Genomic DNA, 15,437 nt, shown 5'->3' on the forward strand with positions numbered 1-15,437 from the left:
CAGCCGAGCGCCTACAGGTCGCTGCGCCGCTCCGGGTGCCCGCGCGCCTGCTCGGGCGCCATGTACGCCGCCGTGCCCACCATGAACCCCGTGTGCGTCAGCCGGTCCCCGGTGACCGAAGGGTCGGCGGCGCGGGCGATGCCGAAGTCCAGCACCTTCACGCCGCCCTGGTCCGTTCGCCGCAGGGCGGTCGCGTGGCGGAGGGGCGGCGGCGGTGTTTCCCTGAAGGTCGACGGGCGGTGTGAGCAACGGCAGGCGCCGCGGGCGAGAGGCGGTGAGCGCGGTGGAGCATCCGATCGTGGTCGGAGTGGACGGCTCGGATCCGAGCCTCGACGCGGTCGACTGGGCCGTTGACGCGGCGGCGCGCCACGGGCACGCGCTGCGCACGGTCCACGGCTCCCTGTGGAACCGCTACGAGGCGACCACCCCCTCGGCGTCCGTGGACCGCGCGGCGGGCGACGTCATGGGGCACGACATCGCCTCCGTGGCCGAGAGCCGCGCGCGGGCGCGCCGCGACGATGTCGCCGTCAGCTGCGAGGTGTTCGCCGACGACCCGGTCGATGTGCTGGTCGCGGAGAGCGACGAGGCGTCGATGGTCGTGGTCGGCAACCGCGGCCGCGGCCCCCTCATGGGCGCCCTGCTCGGCTCGACGGGCCTGGGCGTCGCCGCGCGGGCGAGGTGCCCCGTCGTCGTGGTCCGCGGCGCGGCGGCCAACCGCGGGACCCGCAACGGAACGGTGCTGCTCGCCCTCGACGGCACGCCACAGGGGCTGCGGGCCGCCCAGTTCGCGTTCGACGACGCCAGGACGCGCGGCAGCGACATCTCGGCCGTGCACGTCAGGTCGCCCGAGCGGGCCGCGCCCGATGGCCAGGAGCGCGACCTCCTCGACGAGGCGCTCGCGGCCGCCTCCGGCACATCGGACGTGCCCGTGCGCCTCGAGACGCTGGAGGACAGCCCCCGCCACGCCCTGCTCGCCGCGGCCGACGAGGCCGACCTCCTCGTGCTCGGCGCCCACCGGCGGCGATCCGGCGTCCCCGGGCTCCAGCTCGGCCTGCTCAGCCACGCCCTCCTGAGCACATCCCCCTGCCCGGTCGCCGTCGTCCCCGAGGCTTGAGCCCGACGCGTGAGGTGGCTCCCGCGGAGGCGAAGCCGCGACCGCCGGTCGCCGTGCCGCCGGTCGCCGTGCCGCCGGTCGCCGTGCCGCCGGTCGCGTTCACGCCGCGCGGCGCCCGCGCCCGCCGCGCCCCGCGCGCCCCATGCGCCGCTCCGCCCGCGCCACATGGTCCTTGACGGCCAGAAAGCTGTCGGGCGACACCGAGATCGAGTCGATCCCCGACTCGACCAGGAAACGCGCGAAGTCCGGGTCGTCGCTCGGGCGCTGGCCGCACAGGCCGACCTTGCGCCGCCGCGCGTGGGCGGCGTCGATCAGCGCCTCCACGCTCCGCGCGAGCGCCGGGTCGCGCTCGTCGAACAGCGGCGCGAGCCGTTCGGAGTCGCGGTCCACGCCCAGGGTGAGCTGCGTCAGGTCGTTGCTGCCGATGGAGAAGCCGTCGAACCGGTCGGCGAACCGGTCAGCCGAGATGATGTTCGACGGGATCTCGGCCATCACATAGGTCTCCAGGCCCCTCTCGCCCCGCCGCAGCCCGTGCTCGGCCATCGTCCGCAGCACCTGGTCCGCCTCCCCCGCGGTGCGGCAGAACGGGATCATCACCACCACGTTGTCCAGCCCCATATCCTCCCGCACCCGGCGCACGGCGCGGCACTCCAGGCCGAAGCCGTCCCGATACCCCTCGCTGTAGTACCGGCTCGCGCCACGCCAGCCCAGCATGGGGTTCTCCTCCGCGGGCTCGAACGCGGCGCCGCCCACGAGCTGGGCGTACTCGTTCGTCTTGAAGTCGCTCATGCGGACGATCACCGGGCGCGGCCACCACGCCGCGGCGATCCTGCCGATGCCATAGGCCAGCTGCTCCACGAAGAACGCCGCCTTGTCCCGGTAGCCGCGCGTCAGCTCCTCGATGCGGGCGCGCGCCGCGTCGTCCGTGAGGTCGTCGAAGTGGACCAGGGCCATCGGGTGGATCTTGATGAGGTTGTTGACGACGAACTCCATGCGGGCCAGGCCCACGCCGTCCGCGGGGAGCCGCCACCAGCGGAACGCGGCCGATGGATGGGCGATGTTGAGCATCACCGACGTCTGCGTCCCCGGAACGGACCCGAGGTCGATCTCGCGCTCCTCGAAGTCCAGCGCGCCCGGATAGACCCGGCCCTCCTCCCCCTCCGCGCACGACACCGTCACCGTGCGGCCGTCCCCGAGCGCGCGGCGCGCGCCGCCCGCGCCGACCACGGCGGTGACCCCCAGCTCCCTGCTGACGATGGCGGCGTGCGACGTGCGCCCGCCGTGCTCGGTGACGATGGCCGCGGCCCGTTTCATCACGGGCTCCCAGTCGGGGTCCGTGGCCCGCGTGACCAGCACCGCGCCCTCCACGAACCGGTCGATCTCGCTCGCGTCGGCCAGCGCGCACACCGTTCCCGTGGCGATGGCGTCGCCGACGGCCAGGCCACGGACCAGGGGCTCGGCGCGTTCGTTCAGCCGATACGAGCGCAGCGTGCCCGTCGAACGCCTGGCCTGAACGGTCTCGGGGCGGGCCTGCACGACGAACAGGTCGCCGCTCGGCCCGTCCTTGGCCCACTCCAGGTCCATCGGGCAGCCGTAGTGGTCCTCGACCGCCACCGCCCACCGGGCGAGCTGAAGGATCTCCGCGTCGTCGAGGACCGCCGCCTCGCGCTCCGCCGCGCCGGTCTCCACCGTCTCGGTGGGCGAGGCGGCCGATTCGCCGTAGACGACCTTGGTCAGCTTGCCGCCGATCGTGCGCGAGATGACGGGGGTGAGGTCGTCCCGGCCGAGCAGCGGCTTGAACACCTGGTACTCGTCCGGGTCCACCGTCCCCGCCACGACGGACTCGCCGAGCCCCGGCGCGGCGTTGATCAGCACCGTGCGCGGAAAGCCGCTGTCGGTGTCGAGCGTGAACATCACCCCGGCCCCCGCCAGATCCGAGCGGACCATCTGCTGCACCCCGACGGACAGGCCGACGCGCAGATGGTCGAACCCGTGGTGCTCCCGATAGCTGATCGAACGGTCCGTGAACAGGGAGGCATACGAGCGCCTGCATGCGTCGATGAGCGCGTCCTCGCCCGTGATGTTGAGGAACGTCTCCTGCTGACCGGCGAAGCTGGCCTCCGGAAGGTCCTCGGCCGTCGCGCTGCTGCGCACGGCGACATCCGGGTCCCGCCGGGACAGGCGCGCCGAGAGCTCCCGGTACGCCGCGCGGATCGCACGCTCCAGATCGGCCGGAACGTGCCCGCCCAGCACCATGCGCCGCACATCGGCGCCGACGGCGGACAGGTCATCGCCGTGCCGCAGCGCGTCGATCCGCTCCGCTACGCGGCCGCGCAGGTCGTTCGCGTCGAGGAAGTCCCCGTAGGCCCGCGCGGTGACGGCGAAGCCCATGGGCACGCGCAGCCCCCGCGACACCAGGTGCTTCAGCATCTCGCCCAGCGAGGCGTTCTTGCCGCCGACCAGCGCCACGTCGTCGGAGGACAGGGAGTCCAGCCACCGCACCCTGGGGTCGGCGGCGTCTCGGTCATCCGTCACGGCTCCTCCGAAGCGCCCGATATGTCGCGTTGTGCCCGAGTTTCCGCGGGTCCGGCGTCCAAACACCGGCCGGTCCCCCGGGTTCCCGCCGCCCGCCGCGTCCGAGCCCTTCCGTTGCACGGGCGCCCGCGTGTCACTTACTGTCACGCTGTCATGTCGGCACGCGGTGTGCGGGCGTGTGTGGGCGCGTGAGTGGGCGCGGGCGTGGGCGTGAGCGTGGGCGTGAGCGGAGGCGATCGGCATGGCGTCGTCCAAGCGCGGCGCGGGCGGGACGAGCGAGCAACGGCGCCACCGCCTGCGCCTTGAGATCTCCCGCGCGGCGGCCCGCCTGTTCTGGGAACAGGGCGTCGACGCGACGAGCGGCGACCAGATCGCCGAAGCCGTCGGCCTGTCGACCCGCACGATCTGGCGCCACTTCCGCAGCAAGGAGAGCTGCGCCGAGCCGATCGTCAGGCGCGGCGTCGAGTGGGAGCTGGCCGCATTGCGCGGCTGGCCGCCGCATCTCTCGATCGAGGAGCACATCGCCGCCGAGAGCGCCAGGCGCCGCCGCGAGGCCGACGCCGACGCCGAGGCCGAGGCCGAGGCCGAGGCCGACGCCGACGAGAGCGGCGACGCCACGCTCGCGCGGCGCATGGTCCTGCTGGCCGACCGGGAGCCCGCGCTGCGCACCGCCTGGCTCATGGCCTGCGACCAGGTGGAACGCGAGATGGCCGGGATCATCGCGCGCCGCCTCGGCCTTCGGGCCGACGACCTCCAGGTGCGCCTGCACGCCGCGGCGGCCTCGGCCGCGCTGCGCGTCGTCAACGAGGACATCGGCGCCGCGCTCCTCGCGGGCACCGACCCGGGCGAGCTGGCCGACACCCCCGAACGCGTCGCCGACGCCATCCGCGGGGCCACCGCGGGCGCCGTCGGGGACCCGGTCGACGAGACGTCCCCCACCGCGGGGTGAGGCCGCGCGGCCGAGCTGGCCTTCCGAGCTGGGCCTTCCGAGACTGGGCCTTCCGAGCTGGGTCTTTCGAGACTGGCGTGGAGGTGTGGAGGTTGCGAAACCTCTCGGCGCGTCCGTGCGTCTCCTGGGGCAGGAGAGCGAGCCCTTGCCAGGCTTGTCACTAAGTGACATCCTCTGGGGGCGCCAGCCGTTACCCAAGGGGGTTGACCTATCTCGATGGGCCACATAGACACGCAGCTCCAGCAGGCGCCCGACGTCGCGGCATCGCCCGCGACGCCCGACGACGCGAAGCCGTTCGGCTCCCGCGCCCCGAGGTTTGTGAAGAGCTCCCGCGCCCTCCACCTGGGCTGGCAGGTCTGTGTGTTCCTCGTCGGCCTCGTGGTCGTCGTGATTGGCGTGATCATGCTGCCGTTCCCGGGGCCAGGCTGGCTGGTGATCTTCGCGGGCATGGCGATCTGGGGCACCGAGTTCGTGTGGGCCCAGCTGGTGCTGCGATGGACCAAGCGCAAGGTCGCCCAGGCCGCACAGCGCGCCCTCGACCCCGCGGTGCGCCGCCGCAACATCGCCCTGACCGTGGTGGGCGGCGTCATCTGCGCCGTGCTGCTCTCGGTGTACGTGTGGCAGTTCGGCATCGTGATGCCCTGGGAGATCAGCGACTGACCGCCCACGGCGGCCACGGCGCACGCGGCGCTACGGGCTCCGGGGCGTGTGCGGCATGCCGTTCGCGTGGTGAGGTCGTCGTCCATGGCGGGCCTGAGCACGCGGCACGGGGACCCGACCGCCACGGTCATCGGCGGGATATCGCGGCTGACGACGCTCCCCGCGCCGATGACCGACCCGTACCCATGCGGACGCCGGGCAGGACCACCGCGTTGCTGCCGATCCGGGCCCTGTCCTCGATCACAATGGGCTCGGAGAACCGCGCGAAGTCCACGCGCCGCGCGGGATGCACCGGGTGCCCCGTCGTGGTGAGCGTCACGCTCGGCGCGATCACGACGCCGTCGCCTATGCGGATGTCCACGTCGTCGACACATGTGAGGTTGACGTTGCCGAAGAAGTCGTCGCCGATGTGGACGTTGCTCCCGAACCCCGCGTGGAACGGCGGCAGCAGCACCGCACGTTCCCCCACCGTCCCGAAGATCGCGACCAGCAGCGCGCGCCGCCTGGCCGCGTCGCCGGGCGGCGTGTGGTGGTAGGCGAAGATCTCGTCGGCGCGGCGCACGCACCCGACGCCACTCCCCCGTCGTGCCCCCCCGCGCCGCAGGCGGTTGCCTTCTGGGTTCCGGGGGAACCCGGTGCGCCGAGGTATGCGTGTCCGGTGGCCGGTCGGGTCGCCGCGTTCCCTCGTGAGGAGAGGCCCATGGCACAGCAGGTTCGGGACATCATGACGGCCGACCCGGTGGTGGTGACGCCGCAGGCGTCGGTCATCGACGTCGCGCAGCGGATGCGCACCGAGGACATCGGCTCCGTGCTCGTCGTCGAGAACGGCGCGCTGCGGGGCCTGGTCACCGACCGCGACCTGGTCGTGCGGATCCTCGCCGAGGGCGGGGCCGTCACCGACCGGCCGGTGAGCGAGGCGTGCAGCGAGGAACTGCTCACCGTCGCGCCCGACGACGACGTGCGGCAGGCGCTGTCGCTCGTGCGCGGGCGGGCCGTGCGGCGCCTTCCCGTCGTGGAGAACGAGCGCCCCATCGGCATCGTCTCCCTCGGCGACCTGGCCGTGGAGCGCGACCCGGGGTCGGCGCTGAGCGACATCAGCGCCGCCAGCCCCAACGAGTAGGGCCCCAGCCCCAACGAGTAGGGCCCCAGCCCCAACGAGGAGGCCCCAGCCCAACGAGGAGGCCCCAGCCCAACGAGGAGGCCCTCAGCCCCGACGCGCGGGACCTGACCCGGCGCGGCCCCGCCTCAGGCGGGGCGGATCTCCGCCGACCCGCGCGGGATCAGGCGGGTCGGGAGCAGGCGGCCGGTGGCCCTGGCCGCCGGGTCGGCGAGCAGGTCGAGCAGGATCCCGGCCGCCACCCCGCCGATCTCCCGCGGGTCCTGGGCGACCACCGTGAGCCCCGGATCCAGCTCGTCGGCCAGGTCGATGTCGTCGAAGCCGAGTAGCGCCACCCGGTGGTGCGCGCCCGCCCGGCGCAGCGCGCGAACGGCGCCGAAGGACAGGGTGTTCCGCGCGGCGATGATCGCGGTCGGCGGCTCAGGGCCCGCCAGCAGGCGCGCGACGGCGGCGATCGCCTCGGCCTCGTTCTCGGTGTCGTGCCGCACCGCCTCGGGCTCGGGCGCGAGCCCGTGCTCGGCGAGACCGGCGAGAAAGCCCTCGTAGCGCTGCCGCATCGGCGTCGAACGCAGGTCGCCGAGGTAGGCGATCCTCCGGTGCCCGTGCCTGGCCAGGTGGCGCACCGCGGCGCGCATGCCACCGGCGTTGTCGCTCAGCACCGCGGGCACGTCGATGCCCTCGGCGGGCCGGTCCACCAGCACGAGCGGCATGCCGCGGCGCAGGTGCGCGGCCAGCCGCGCCTGGTCGCCCGGCGGCGGCGCGAGCAGCAGGCCGTCGACGCCGCGCCCCGAGAACTCGTCGACCAGCCGCCCCATCCGCTGGTGGTCCTCGTCCGTGCTCGCGGTGAGCACGAACGAGCCCGTGGCGCGCGCCATGTCCTCGACGCGGTCATGCTGCTCATGCTGCGATCACCAAGGGGGGCCGCGTCGATGCCTGAACGTTCCGCCTCCGCGCACCGTCAGCGCCCCGCCTCCGCCTCCGCGCCCGAAGGCCCCGCATCCCCGCTCCGTCAACGCCGTGTCAACGTGGGGCCCGCCGCCGTGTGGACGAGCATCGCGTTCCTCGCCGTGCTGACCGTGCTGCCGCTGGTCTACATGGTTTCCACGGCGTTCAAGCAGGCCAAGGACGTCTACAGCCCCTCCGTCATCCCCGACGCCCCCACGCTCGACAACTTCCGCTATGTCTTCTCCGAGATCCCGCTCGCCCGCTACGCGTTCAACTCCCTGCTGGTCGCCGTGGCCGTGACGGTGCTCTCGCTGCTCTTCCACTCGATGGCCGGATACGCGCTGGCGCGGCTGTCGTTCCGCGGCAGGGACACCATCTTCGCCGTCATCTACGCGACGCTGCTGATCTCGTTGCCGCTGATCATGGTGCCGCTCTTCCTGGTCGCGAAGTCGCTCGGGATCCTCGACTCCTACCTGGGCATGATCCTGCCCGCGGTCTTCAACGCGTTCGGCATCTTCTTCCTGCGGCAGTTCTATCTGAGCTTCCCCGACGACATCGAGGAGGCGGCGCGCATCGACGGGTGCGGCTACTGGCGCGTCTACTGGTCGATGATCCTGCCGATGAGCCGCCCGCTGCTGAGCGCCCTCGCCGTCTTCTTCTTCCTCGCCACCTGGAACTCCTTCCTGTGGCCGCTCACCATCATCCAGAACGCCGACATCATCCCGATCCAGGTCGGCATCTCCAACTTCCAGGGGCAGTTCTCCGCCGCCTGGAACTACTCCATGGCCGCGTCCACCGTCGCGGCCCTGCCGACGCTGGTCCTCTTCTTCGTCTTCCAGAAGCAGTTCACGGAGACGATCAAGACGTCCGGCAGCCGATGAGCCCCTGAGCCCCGAGGAATCCATGTTCACGCAACCGTTCCCGCTCCCCCTCGTGCCGACCCACGGGATGGCGAGCCGGTCCATCACCGCCGAGAACCCCCAAGGCGCGAAGGGCGCGGGCGGCCGGGCGGCCTCCGAGCTCGGCCCGGGCCGCAAGGGCCGCCCCTGCCTGACGCTGCCCGCGGGCGAGACCACCGTGCTCGCCGACATACCCGGCGCGGGCGTGATCACCCACGTCTGGATCACATGCGCCGCCCACACGGACGCCGTCGGCTTCGTCCTGCGCGACCTGGTGCTGCGGGCTTATTGGGACGGCGCGGAAGCGCCAGCCGTCGAGGTGCCGCTCGGCGACTTCTTCTGCAACGGCAACGGCGCCCGCGCCCTCGTCACCTCCCAGCCCGTCGTGGTCGCCCCCACCGCTGGCATGAACGCCTACTGGCAGATGCCCTTCGCCGAAGGCGCCAGGATCACCGTCACCAGCGAGCACCCCGTCGACCTCACGGGCTTCTTCTTCCAGATCGACTATGTCACCGTGCCCCAACTCCCGGCCGACACCCCGCGGTTCCACGCCCAATGGCGCCGCACGCCCACCACCGAACGCGGCGTCGACCACGTCCTCCTCGACGGGGTGCGCGGCTCGGGGGCGTATGTGGGAACGTTTCTTTCGATCGTGGCGCTCGAACGCTACTGGTGGGGCGAGGGCGAGGTGAAGTTCTACCTCGACGGCGACACCGACCACCCCACGATCTGCGGCACCGGCACCGAGGACTACGCCGGGGGCGCGTGGGCGTTCCAGGACCGGCTCTCGACGGAGGTCGAGCCGCGGGTGCTGACGTTCTCCGCGCCGTACTTCGGATATCCGCAGTACGAGACGCGCGACGCCTCGCGGGGCGCGCCCTACGCCACCGCGACGGCGCCCCACCACGGGCTCTACCGCTGGCACCTGCCCGACCCCGTCTATTTCACGGAGGACATTCGCGTCACGCTCCAGCAGATCGGACAGGTCGGCACGGGCCTGTTCGAGCGCAGCGACGACGTGGCGTCGGTGGCGTACTGGTACCAGCGGGGCGGCTCGGTGACCCCTCCGCCGCTGCCGGGGCGCGAGGGACGCCGCCCGCGGTAACGCGCTGACGCCGCGCTGGCTTTGCGGGAGGTGCGGTGCGTGGGGGGCATGCGGGTGTCGGGGCGTGCGGGGGGCGCGGGGGCGGCGGCGCGGGGTGGGCGCTGGGAGAGCGGTTACCCATGATCGTTCGGAGAGCGATTACCGAGAGGGCCGTTGGGAGAGCGGTTACCGAAGGTCGTTGGGCGTGCGGGCCCCGGTGACCGCTCGGAGAGCGATTTCCTGGATGTCCCGACAGCCCAGGCCGCCCGTCGCCACCCGGCAACCGGATCCGTTCCGGAAACGGCGAATGCTTCTTGACGCATTCTCAACAGCGCGGCAACACCGCGGAATGGGAGAGCGCTCTCCCAAGGAGAGCGCTCTCCCGTCTCTTCCGAGACCCCCTTCACCCCCCCACAGCGAGAGGGGAGATCCGCATGCTCCGGAAGTCAGCCTTGTGATCCGGATCGCTCATCACCACGGTGGTGGCGGCTGGTATCACCGCCATGGGCGCCGCCGCATCGCCGCCCGGTGGCGAGGGCGCCGCGCCCGACCCGCACGCCGCGCACCGCACCGCCATGGCGCCGCCGCCCCCGGGCGAGTGGATCCCGGTGGACGAGCCGGTCGATGGCATCGAGCCGCAGGAGAACCCGCCGTTCGCCGAACACCGGGAGTTCCAGGCGAACTGCCTGGTGAGCCACACCGCTCCCGACGACCCGATCGTCTACCCCGGGGCCCCCGGCGCCTCGCACGACCACACCTTCACGGGCAACACCACGACCGACGCGCACTCCGACGGCGCCTCCCTCGCCGCGGGCGGCACCACGTGCGAGGTGCCGGGTGACCTGAGCGCGTACTGGATGCCGACCATGTTCGACGGCGACCGGGAGGTCCGTCCCATCGGCCACCAGGTCGTCTACTACAAGTCGGGCATCAGGGACCAGACCACCGTGCGCCCCTTCCCGACGGGCCTGCGGTACGTGGTCGGCAGCCCGTTCCAGTCCGAGGCGGAGTTCCTCGACGCCACGGTCCAGGGCTGGGAGTGCGGCGACTCCTACGACAACGGCAACATCCCGGCCCACTGCCCCGAAGGCGGCCAGCTCAACGTCCGTTTCCAGGCTCCGAGTTGCTGGGACGGCCGACACCTCGACTCCCCTGACCACCAGGCGCACATGTCCTACCCGGTCGTGGAGAACGGGGCGGACGTCTGCCCCGAGAGCCACCCGGTGGCGGTGCCGATGGTCGAGTTCAAGATGGCCTTCCCGGTCGACGGCGACATGTCGGGCGTCCGTCTGGCCAGCGGCGAGGGCTACTCGTTCCACTATGACTTCTTCAACGCCTGGGGCGAGCCGACCCTCGCGGCCATGGTGGAGCACTGCATCAACGGCGGGCTCCAGTGTGACGCCCGTGGCTACGACCAGTTCCACCCGGGGGAGGGCGCCGCGCTGGACGAGGACTACGAACTCCCCTGACCGCGCCCCGCGACCGCCCCCCTGCCGCGGGCGCGCGTAGCAGGGGGGCACGGGTTCACGCAGGGAATGTTGTCATGGGCTTATCAAATGCTACGCGCGTAGGCTACCGTGACCCTACGCGTCATCTCGCTTACCCCTCAAGGGAGTCGGGCGGCATGCTGCCCGCCCCCCTCGGCGGCTCCGACCCGGGGGAGGGCGGGCGTTCAACGGCGGCTACGGAGGGTCCTGCGGCGTTCGGTCGAGCTCGGCATCACCCACATCGACACCAGCGACGCCTACGGGCCGCGCGTCACCAACAAGTTGATCCGCGAGGCACTGCACCCTTGTCCCGAGTCGCGCACATCGTGACCAGGGTGGGCGCGACCCGCGACGAACCGTGCGGCTGGCCCCCGGCCCGGCTCGCTCGCCGAGCCGTTCGAGACGCTCGTCGAACTCCAGCGGCAGGGCCCGATCCGCCACCTCGGGGTCAGCGACGCCACGGGGGAGCAGGTCACCGAGGAGGAGAGCATCGCGCGCAACGACGACAAGCCCATCGACCGGCTTGCCGCCACCGGCGTTGCGTACGTGCCCTTCTTCCCCCTCGGGGGCTTCACCCCGCTTCAGTCCTCGGCCCTCTCGGCGGTCGCCGCTCGATCGGAGGCGACATCGATGTCCGTCGCACTGGCCTGGCTGCTGCAACGATCACCGGACATCCTGCTCGTCCCCGGCACGTCATCGACGACGGCACACCTGCGCGAGAACATCGCGGGCGCGGGACTCTCCCTCTCCCCTGAGGACATGACCGAGCCGGACCACATCAGCCACTGAACGCCCCGGAGCTGAATCGCCCACAAGCCGCGACTGTCGTTCCGGCCGCGACTGTCGTTCCGGCCCCGGTCACCTTCGCGCGCCGGGACCGGAGCGGGACAGGTCATCGCCCGTCAGGGACCGGCGGTGGCCGGGTAGGCGTCGAGGTCTCCCGAAGGGGTTCCTGCGCCGAGCCCATCCGGAAGACCTCGACGTCGCGCGACGCCACCCCGACCAACCCCGGCGCAACGGCCGCCAAGCACCACCGTTGTCCGCCGCGCCCGTTCGGCGAACGGCCTCGGACGCCCACACGCCGATCGTTGACCGGGACGACCTTCCCCCCCACCTCAGGGAATCAACACCGTCTTCCCCGCCAACCGCCCCGCGACGGCCGCGTCGTGAGCGGCGGCGAGGTCGGCCAACGGGCGCCGTTTGGCCACGCCGATCCGCAGGTCGCCCGCGTCGACGAGCGCGACAAGCTCGGCGAGTTGAGCGGCATCGCCGCGCACCATGACCTGCTCGACGCGCACCCCGCGCCCCGCACCCCGCGCCCCGCGTTCCCCGGCCCCGGCGTCGTGGTGCTGACGAACACCCCGCCATCGGCGACCAGTTCGGTCAGCCGCGCGGTCTCGTCGGCGCTGTTGCGAACGAGGTGCGGCACCACGTCGAACCGCTGCCCGGCCATCGCCACGGCGAGAGGCGCGGCGGTGTGGTCGACGATCCGGTCCACGCCGTAGGAGCGGACGCGTTCGACGCTGCGCGCGCTGGCGGTCGCGGTCACGGACGCACCGGCCCGCCGGGCCAGTTGAGCGGCGTACCCGCCGACCCCGCCGCCCGCGCCGTTGATCAGAACGCTCTGCCCCGCCTTCACCTCGGCGCGCTCGAACAGCGCCTGCCACGCCGTCAGCCCCGCCAGGGGCAGCGCGGCGGCGTCGGCCAGCTCGACCGTGCGGGGCGCGGCGGCCAGCACCTCCGCGGGCGCGGCGACATACTCGGCTGGCGAGGAAGTTGTTTCCCGCCGCGACCGCCGCCGATGCCTTCGGCAGGGCCCACGAGTGGATCGCGGAGCACGACATCGTGCTGGTGGATGTGTCATGGAGCTTCGATCATGACGAGGACGAGCCCCACGTGTTGAGCGCATATTCCACCTTCGAGCCCGACCCCGAGGACGACTGACCCCGGCCCCCGGCTCACGGCCCCAGGGGGAGCCGTGGCGCGTCGGGTCGTGGCGCGTCAGACGCCGACGCCGTAGTCCGCGGCGATTCCCGCGAGGCCCGAGGCATATCCCTGCCCGACCGCGCGGAACTTCCACTCGGCGCCATGCCGGTACAGCTCGCCGAAGATCATGGCCGTCTCGGTCGATGCGTCCTCGCTCAGGTCGTAACGGGCGAGCTCGCGGCCGTCGGCCTGGTTGACGACCCGGATGAACGCATTCCGCACCTGGCCGAAGCTCTGGCTCCGCGCGGTCGCGTCATGGATCGAGACGGGGAAGACGATGCCGGTGATCTCCGAAGGGACGGCGGCCAGGTCCACCAGGATGCTCTCGTCGTCGCCCTCGCCCTCCCCGGTGAGGTTGTCGCCGGTGTGCTTCACCGAGCCATCAGGGCTCGTCAGGTTGTTGTAGAACACGAAGTGCTGGTCGGAGGCCACCTTGCCGGTGCCCGTGATCATCAACGCGCTGGCGTCCAGGTCGTAGTCCGCTCCGGTCGTCGTCCGTACGTCCCAGCCCAGGCCGACGAGCACCGCGGTCAGGCCCGGCGCCTCCTTGCTCAACGAGACGTTGCCGCCCTTGGACAGCGAGACACCCATGTCGATCACTCCTGTTCAATGCGCTGTTCATCCCACGCATGGCGATGCGGGCTCCAAAATCTACAACACTGTAGAACTAAGCCCGGTGGGCCCTCCTGCCTCCCACCGCTCCGTACGATGGATGCGCTCCGCGGCGAAGGGAGAACGTGTGACGGCTCACGATGTGCCGGGTCCCCACCGGGAGTCGCCTCTGCTGAGGCGAGGACAGGGCGAGTTGGAGGCGCTGGTCCTGTCGGCGCTGCGCGCCGCGCCGGGGCCGGTGACGGCGGTGTGGTTGCAGGAGCGGCTCGGCGGCGACCTGGCCTACAGCACGGTGATGACGATCCTGTCGCGGCTGCTGGCCAAGCAGGCGGTGACCCGCGAGCGGGCCGGGCGCGCCTATCTGTGGCGACCGGCGGCGGAGGTGTCGCGGCTCGCCGCGCTGCGGATGCGCCGGGTGCTCGACGGGCAGCCGGACCGGGAGGCGGTGCTGGCCAGCTTCGTCGACACGCTCTCGCCCGACGACGAGCGCGTGCTGCGCCACCTGTTGGGCTCGGCGGAGTCCGCGCCGGGGGAGTGAGGCGTTGGGCGTCTTCGTGTTCCTGCCGCTCGTGCTGCCGCTGACGGCGTGGCCGATCGCGCGGCTGGCCGAGCGGCACCTGCATTCGCGGACGGCGACCCGGCTGCTGACCTGTGTGGCCGTTGTCCTGGCGCTGTGCGGCACCGTGTGCCTGACGCTCATCATGATCGTGGGCACGGCCCAGGTCCCCGGCAATCCCCTGCCGGACGGCTGGTCGGACCCCGAGGTGCGGGAGGCGGTGCTGTTCGTCGGCGCCGTCGGGGGCGCGGCCATCCCGGCGCTCGTCGCCGTGGCCGCCGCGTGCGGCCACGCGCTGTGGCGCCAGCGCCGGGTCCGCCGCGCCATGGAGCGGGCGCTCGCTGGCACGCCCGCCTCCCCGGTGGTCGTGCTGTCCGATCCCCGGCCCTACGCCTATGCCTGGCCGGGGCGGCGCGGGACGGGCCGCGGCCGGGTCGTCGCCTCGACCGCGGTGCTGGACTCCCTGACCGGGCCGGAGCGGCGGGTGCTGTTCGCCCATGAGCGGGCGCACCTGGCCGGGCGGCACCACCGCTACCCGCTGCTGGCCCGCCTGGCGGCGCGGGCCCAGCCGCTCCTGCGCCCGTTACGGACGGCGGTGGCCCACTGCGCGGAGCGCTGGGTCGACGAGGACGCCGCCGATGTCATGGGCGACCGGCGGCTGGTGGCGCGCGCGGTCGGCCGGGCCGCGCTGGTGTCCCTGGACGCGCCGCCCCCGCCGCTCCCCGCACTCGCGGCGCCTGGTCCCGTGCCGCGCGGGGTCGCGGCCCTGCTCAACGCCGGGTCGCCCGCGCGGGGTTGGCCCCCGGCGCACACGCCGACCGCGTTGGCCGCCTGGGTCGCCGCGGGCGGCGCCGCCGTCTCCACGGTGTCCTCGCTCAACGCCGCCACCGCGCTCGTTCTCATCCCCAGGGCCGCGACGCCCTCCTGCGGCGCGCCCCTTGCGCGCCGCAGGAGGGCGTGTCTCACAGGTCGAACTCCGTGGGCGGCAGGTCGAGGGCGAAGCACGCCTCGCGGACGACCGCCCTCTCCTGGTGGTCGAACGTGCCGTCGGCGCCGCCGATGACGATGCCGATCTGGATGACCGCGCGGGCCTCGGCGGGCTTCTTCTTGGCCTTGGCGACGTCCTGCAACACGCTGACCTTCCCGAACTCGAAGTCGGCCGTCAGCTTGTCCAGATAGGCGTCGAAGCGCCGCTGGAGGTCGTCGGCGGGGAAGTTCTGGAGGACCTCGTTGGTGGCGATCAGCTGGGCCACCCGCTGGCGTTCAACGGGGTCGATGGACCCGTCGGCGGCGGCCACCAGCGCGCACATCGCCATGCTCGCGTCCCTGAAGGCGCCGCTCTTGAGGTCGTTCTTCTTGGCGTTCAGCTGGTCCTGCAACGATGACGCCGATTCCTTGATGCGATCCCACAAGGCCATGGCAGAGAACTCCCGATCGATGGACAAGGCTACCTTCTACAACAGTGTAGAACTCGGCGCTCCCCGGCCCCGCCC

Annotated in this window: 16 protein-coding genes and 2 pseudogenes; 11 read left to right on the forward strand and 7 right to left on the reverse strand. The window is 72.5% G+C overall.

Annotated features, from left to right (window positions below; genetic code table 11):
- Positions 1-11: 11 nt before the first annotated feature.
- Entirely contained in the window at positions 12-161 is a 150-nt protein-coding gene (locus DEH69_RS31145) for a hypothetical protein (RefSeq protein ID WP_181727180.1), read from the reverse strand.
- A 122-nt stretch (positions 162-283) separates the two neighbouring features.
- Between DEH69_RS31145 and DEH69_RS00075 the strand changes: the two genes are divergently transcribed.
- A complete protein-coding gene (locus DEH69_RS00075; RefSeq protein ID WP_258534325.1) occupies positions 284-1,114 on the forward strand; it encodes a universal stress protein in 831 nt (276 codons plus the stop codon).
- A gap of 99 nt (positions 1,115-1,213) precedes the next feature.
- On the opposite strand, the gene ppsA is transcribed toward DEH69_RS00075, so the two are convergent.
- Positions 1,214-3,616: a phosphoenolpyruvate synthase gene (gene ppsA, locus DEH69_RS00080; RefSeq protein WP_369008256.1), complete on the reverse strand. Its 2,403-nt coding sequence runs from the start codon at positions 3,614-3,616 to the stop codon at positions 1,214-1,216.
- 274 nt (positions 3,617-3,890) lie between these two features.
- Here ppsA and DEH69_RS00085 point away from each other — a divergent pair, with 274 nt between their 5' ends.
- Positions 3,891-4,598 (forward strand): TetR/AcrR family transcriptional regulator, encoded by a 708-nt coding sequence (locus DEH69_RS00085; protein ID WP_113684835.1) that lies wholly within the window; start codon positions 3,891-3,893, stop codon positions 4,596-4,598.
- A gap of 216 nt (positions 4,599-4,814) precedes the next feature.
- Entirely contained in the window at positions 4,815-5,258 is a 444-nt protein-coding gene (locus tag DEH69_RS00090; protein ID WP_113684836.1) for a TIGR02611 family protein, read from the forward strand.
- A gap of 127 nt (positions 5,259-5,385) precedes the next feature.
- On the opposite strand, the gene DEH69_RS00095 is transcribed toward DEH69_RS00090, so the two are convergent.
- A complete protein-coding gene (locus tag DEH69_RS00095) occupies positions 5,386-5,820 on the reverse strand; it encodes a hypothetical protein (RefSeq protein ID WP_258534327.1) in 435 nt (144 codons plus the stop codon).
- 138 nt (positions 5,821-5,958) lie between these two features.
- On the opposite strand from DEH69_RS00095, the gene DEH69_RS00100 reads away from it, so the two are divergent.
- On the forward strand, positions 5,959-6,378 hold the full coding sequence (locus DEH69_RS00100) for a CBS domain-containing protein (protein ID WP_113684775.1): 420 nt from the start codon (positions 5,959-5,961) through the stop codon (positions 6,376-6,378).
- 125 nt (positions 6,379-6,503) lie between these two features.
- On the opposite strand, the pseudogene DEH69_RS00105 reads toward DEH69_RS00100, so the two are convergent.
- Positions 6,504-7,253: pseudogene (locus tag DEH69_RS00105) on the reverse strand (substrate-binding domain-containing protein); the annotation flags it as partial.
- A 51-nt stretch (positions 7,254-7,304) separates the two neighbouring features.
- On the opposite strand from DEH69_RS00105, the gene DEH69_RS00110 reads away from it, so the two are divergent.
- The 4 genes and pseudogenes from DEH69_RS00110 to DEH69_RS00125 all read left to right on the forward strand — a co-directional run.
- Positions 7,305-8,201 (forward strand): carbohydrate ABC transporter permease, encoded by an 897-nt coding sequence (locus tag DEH69_RS00110; protein WP_113684837.1) that lies wholly within the window; start codon positions 7,305-7,307, stop codon positions 8,199-8,201.
- A gap of 22 nt (positions 8,202-8,223) precedes the next feature.
- On the forward strand, positions 8,224-9,324 hold the full coding sequence (locus DEH69_RS00115) for a glycoside hydrolase family 172 protein (RefSeq protein WP_113684777.1): 1,101 nt from the start codon (positions 8,224-8,226) through the stop codon (positions 9,322-9,324).
- Positions 9,325-9,773: 449 nt separating this feature from the next.
- Complete coding sequence (locus DEH69_RS00120) at positions 9,774-10,772, forward strand: DUF1996 domain-containing protein (protein WP_258534341.1); 999 nt, start codon at positions 9,774-9,776, stop codon at positions 10,770-10,772.
- Positions 10,773-10,994: 222 nt separating this feature from the next.
- Positions 10,995-11,579 (forward strand): annotated as a pseudogene (locus tag DEH69_RS00125) (aldo/keto reductase); the annotation flags it as partial.
- 326 nt (positions 11,580-11,905) lie between these two features.
- On the opposite strand, the gene DEH69_RS33300 reads toward DEH69_RS00125, so the two are convergent.
- Positions 11,906-12,634 carry a zinc-binding dehydrogenase gene (locus DEH69_RS33300; protein WP_309302746.1) on the reverse strand — a complete coding sequence of 243 codons (729 nt, stop codon included), beginning with the start codon at positions 12,632-12,634 and terminating at the stop codon, positions 11,906-11,908.
- Here DEH69_RS33300 and DEH69_RS32205 point away from each other — a divergent pair.
- Positions 12,567-12,734: a hypothetical protein gene (locus DEH69_RS32205; RefSeq protein ID WP_258534330.1), complete on the forward strand. Its 168-nt coding sequence runs from the start codon at positions 12,567-12,569 to the stop codon at positions 12,732-12,734. The two genes, DEH69_RS33300 and DEH69_RS32205, sit on opposite strands and share 68 nt — an antisense overlap.
- A gap of 57 nt (positions 12,735-12,791) precedes the next feature.
- Here the strand turns inward: DEH69_RS32205 and DEH69_RS00135 are convergent, their stop codons facing one another.
- The gene (locus DEH69_RS00135) at positions 12,792-13,367 is read right to left on the reverse strand and encodes a TerD family protein (RefSeq protein WP_113684838.1); all 576 of its coding nucleotides are present in this window, start codon (positions 13,365-13,367) and stop codon (positions 12,792-12,794) included.
- Between the two features lie 148 nt (positions 13,368-13,515).
- Between DEH69_RS00135 and DEH69_RS00140 the strand changes: the two genes are divergently transcribed.
- Together DEH69_RS00140 and DEH69_RS00145 are read left to right on the forward strand one after the other, a co-directional pair.
- A complete protein-coding gene (locus DEH69_RS00140; protein ID WP_258534331.1) occupies positions 13,516-13,926 on the forward strand; it encodes a BlaI/MecI/CopY family transcriptional regulator in 411 nt (136 codons plus the stop codon).
- Between the two features lie 4 nt (positions 13,927-13,930).
- Entirely contained in the window at positions 13,931-15,007 is a 1,077-nt protein-coding gene (locus DEH69_RS00145; RefSeq protein ID WP_113684780.1) for a M56 family metallopeptidase, read from the forward strand.
- Here DEH69_RS00145 and DEH69_RS00150 read toward each other — a convergent pair.
- Entirely contained in the window at positions 14,907-15,362 is a 456-nt protein-coding gene (locus DEH69_RS00150; protein WP_113684781.1) for a tellurite resistance TerB family protein, read from the reverse strand. The two genes, DEH69_RS00145 and DEH69_RS00150, sit on opposite strands and share 101 nt — an antisense overlap.
- Positions 15,363-15,437 lie beyond the last annotated feature (75 nt).

Origin of the sequence: Streptomyces sp. PT12 (assembly GCF_003311645.1) — a bacterium.
In the GTDB taxonomy this organism is placed as follows: domain Bacteria; phylum Actinomycetota; class Actinomycetes; order Streptomycetales; family Streptomycetaceae; genus Streptomyces.

Bases quoted from the DNA above. Each gene is read 5' to 3' on its own strand.
- DEH69_RS00085 (WP_113684835.1), top strand. From the start codon at position 3,891: ATGGCGTCGTCCAAGCGCGGCGCGGGCGGGACGAGCGAGCAACGGCGC.
- DEH69_RS00090 (WP_113684836.1), top strand. From the start codon at position 4,815: ATGGGCCACATAGACACGCAGCTCCAGCAGGCGCCCGACGTCGCGGCA.
- DEH69_RS00100 (WP_113684775.1), top strand. From the start codon at position 5,959: ATGGCACAGCAGGTTCGGGACATCATGACGGCCGACCCGGTGGTGGTG.
- DEH69_RS00110 (WP_113684837.1), top strand. From the start codon at position 7,305: ATGCCTGAACGTTCCGCCTCCGCGCACCGTCAGCGCCCCGCCTCCGCC.
- DEH69_RS00115 (WP_113684777.1), top strand. From the start codon at position 8,224: ATGTTCACGCAACCGTTCCCGCTCCCCCTCGTGCCGACCCACGGGATG.
- DEH69_RS33300 (WP_309302746.1), bottom strand. From the start codon at position 12,634: ATGTCGTGCTCCGCGATCCACTCGTGGGCCCTGCCGAAGGCATCGGCG.
- DEH69_RS00135 (WP_113684838.1), bottom strand. From the start codon at position 13,367: ATGGGTGTCTCGCTGTCCAAGGGCGGCAACGTCTCGTTGAGCAAGGAG.
- DEH69_RS00150 (WP_113684781.1), bottom strand. From the start codon at position 15,362: ATGGCCTTGTGGGATCGCATCAAGGAATCGGCGTCATCGTTGCAGGAC.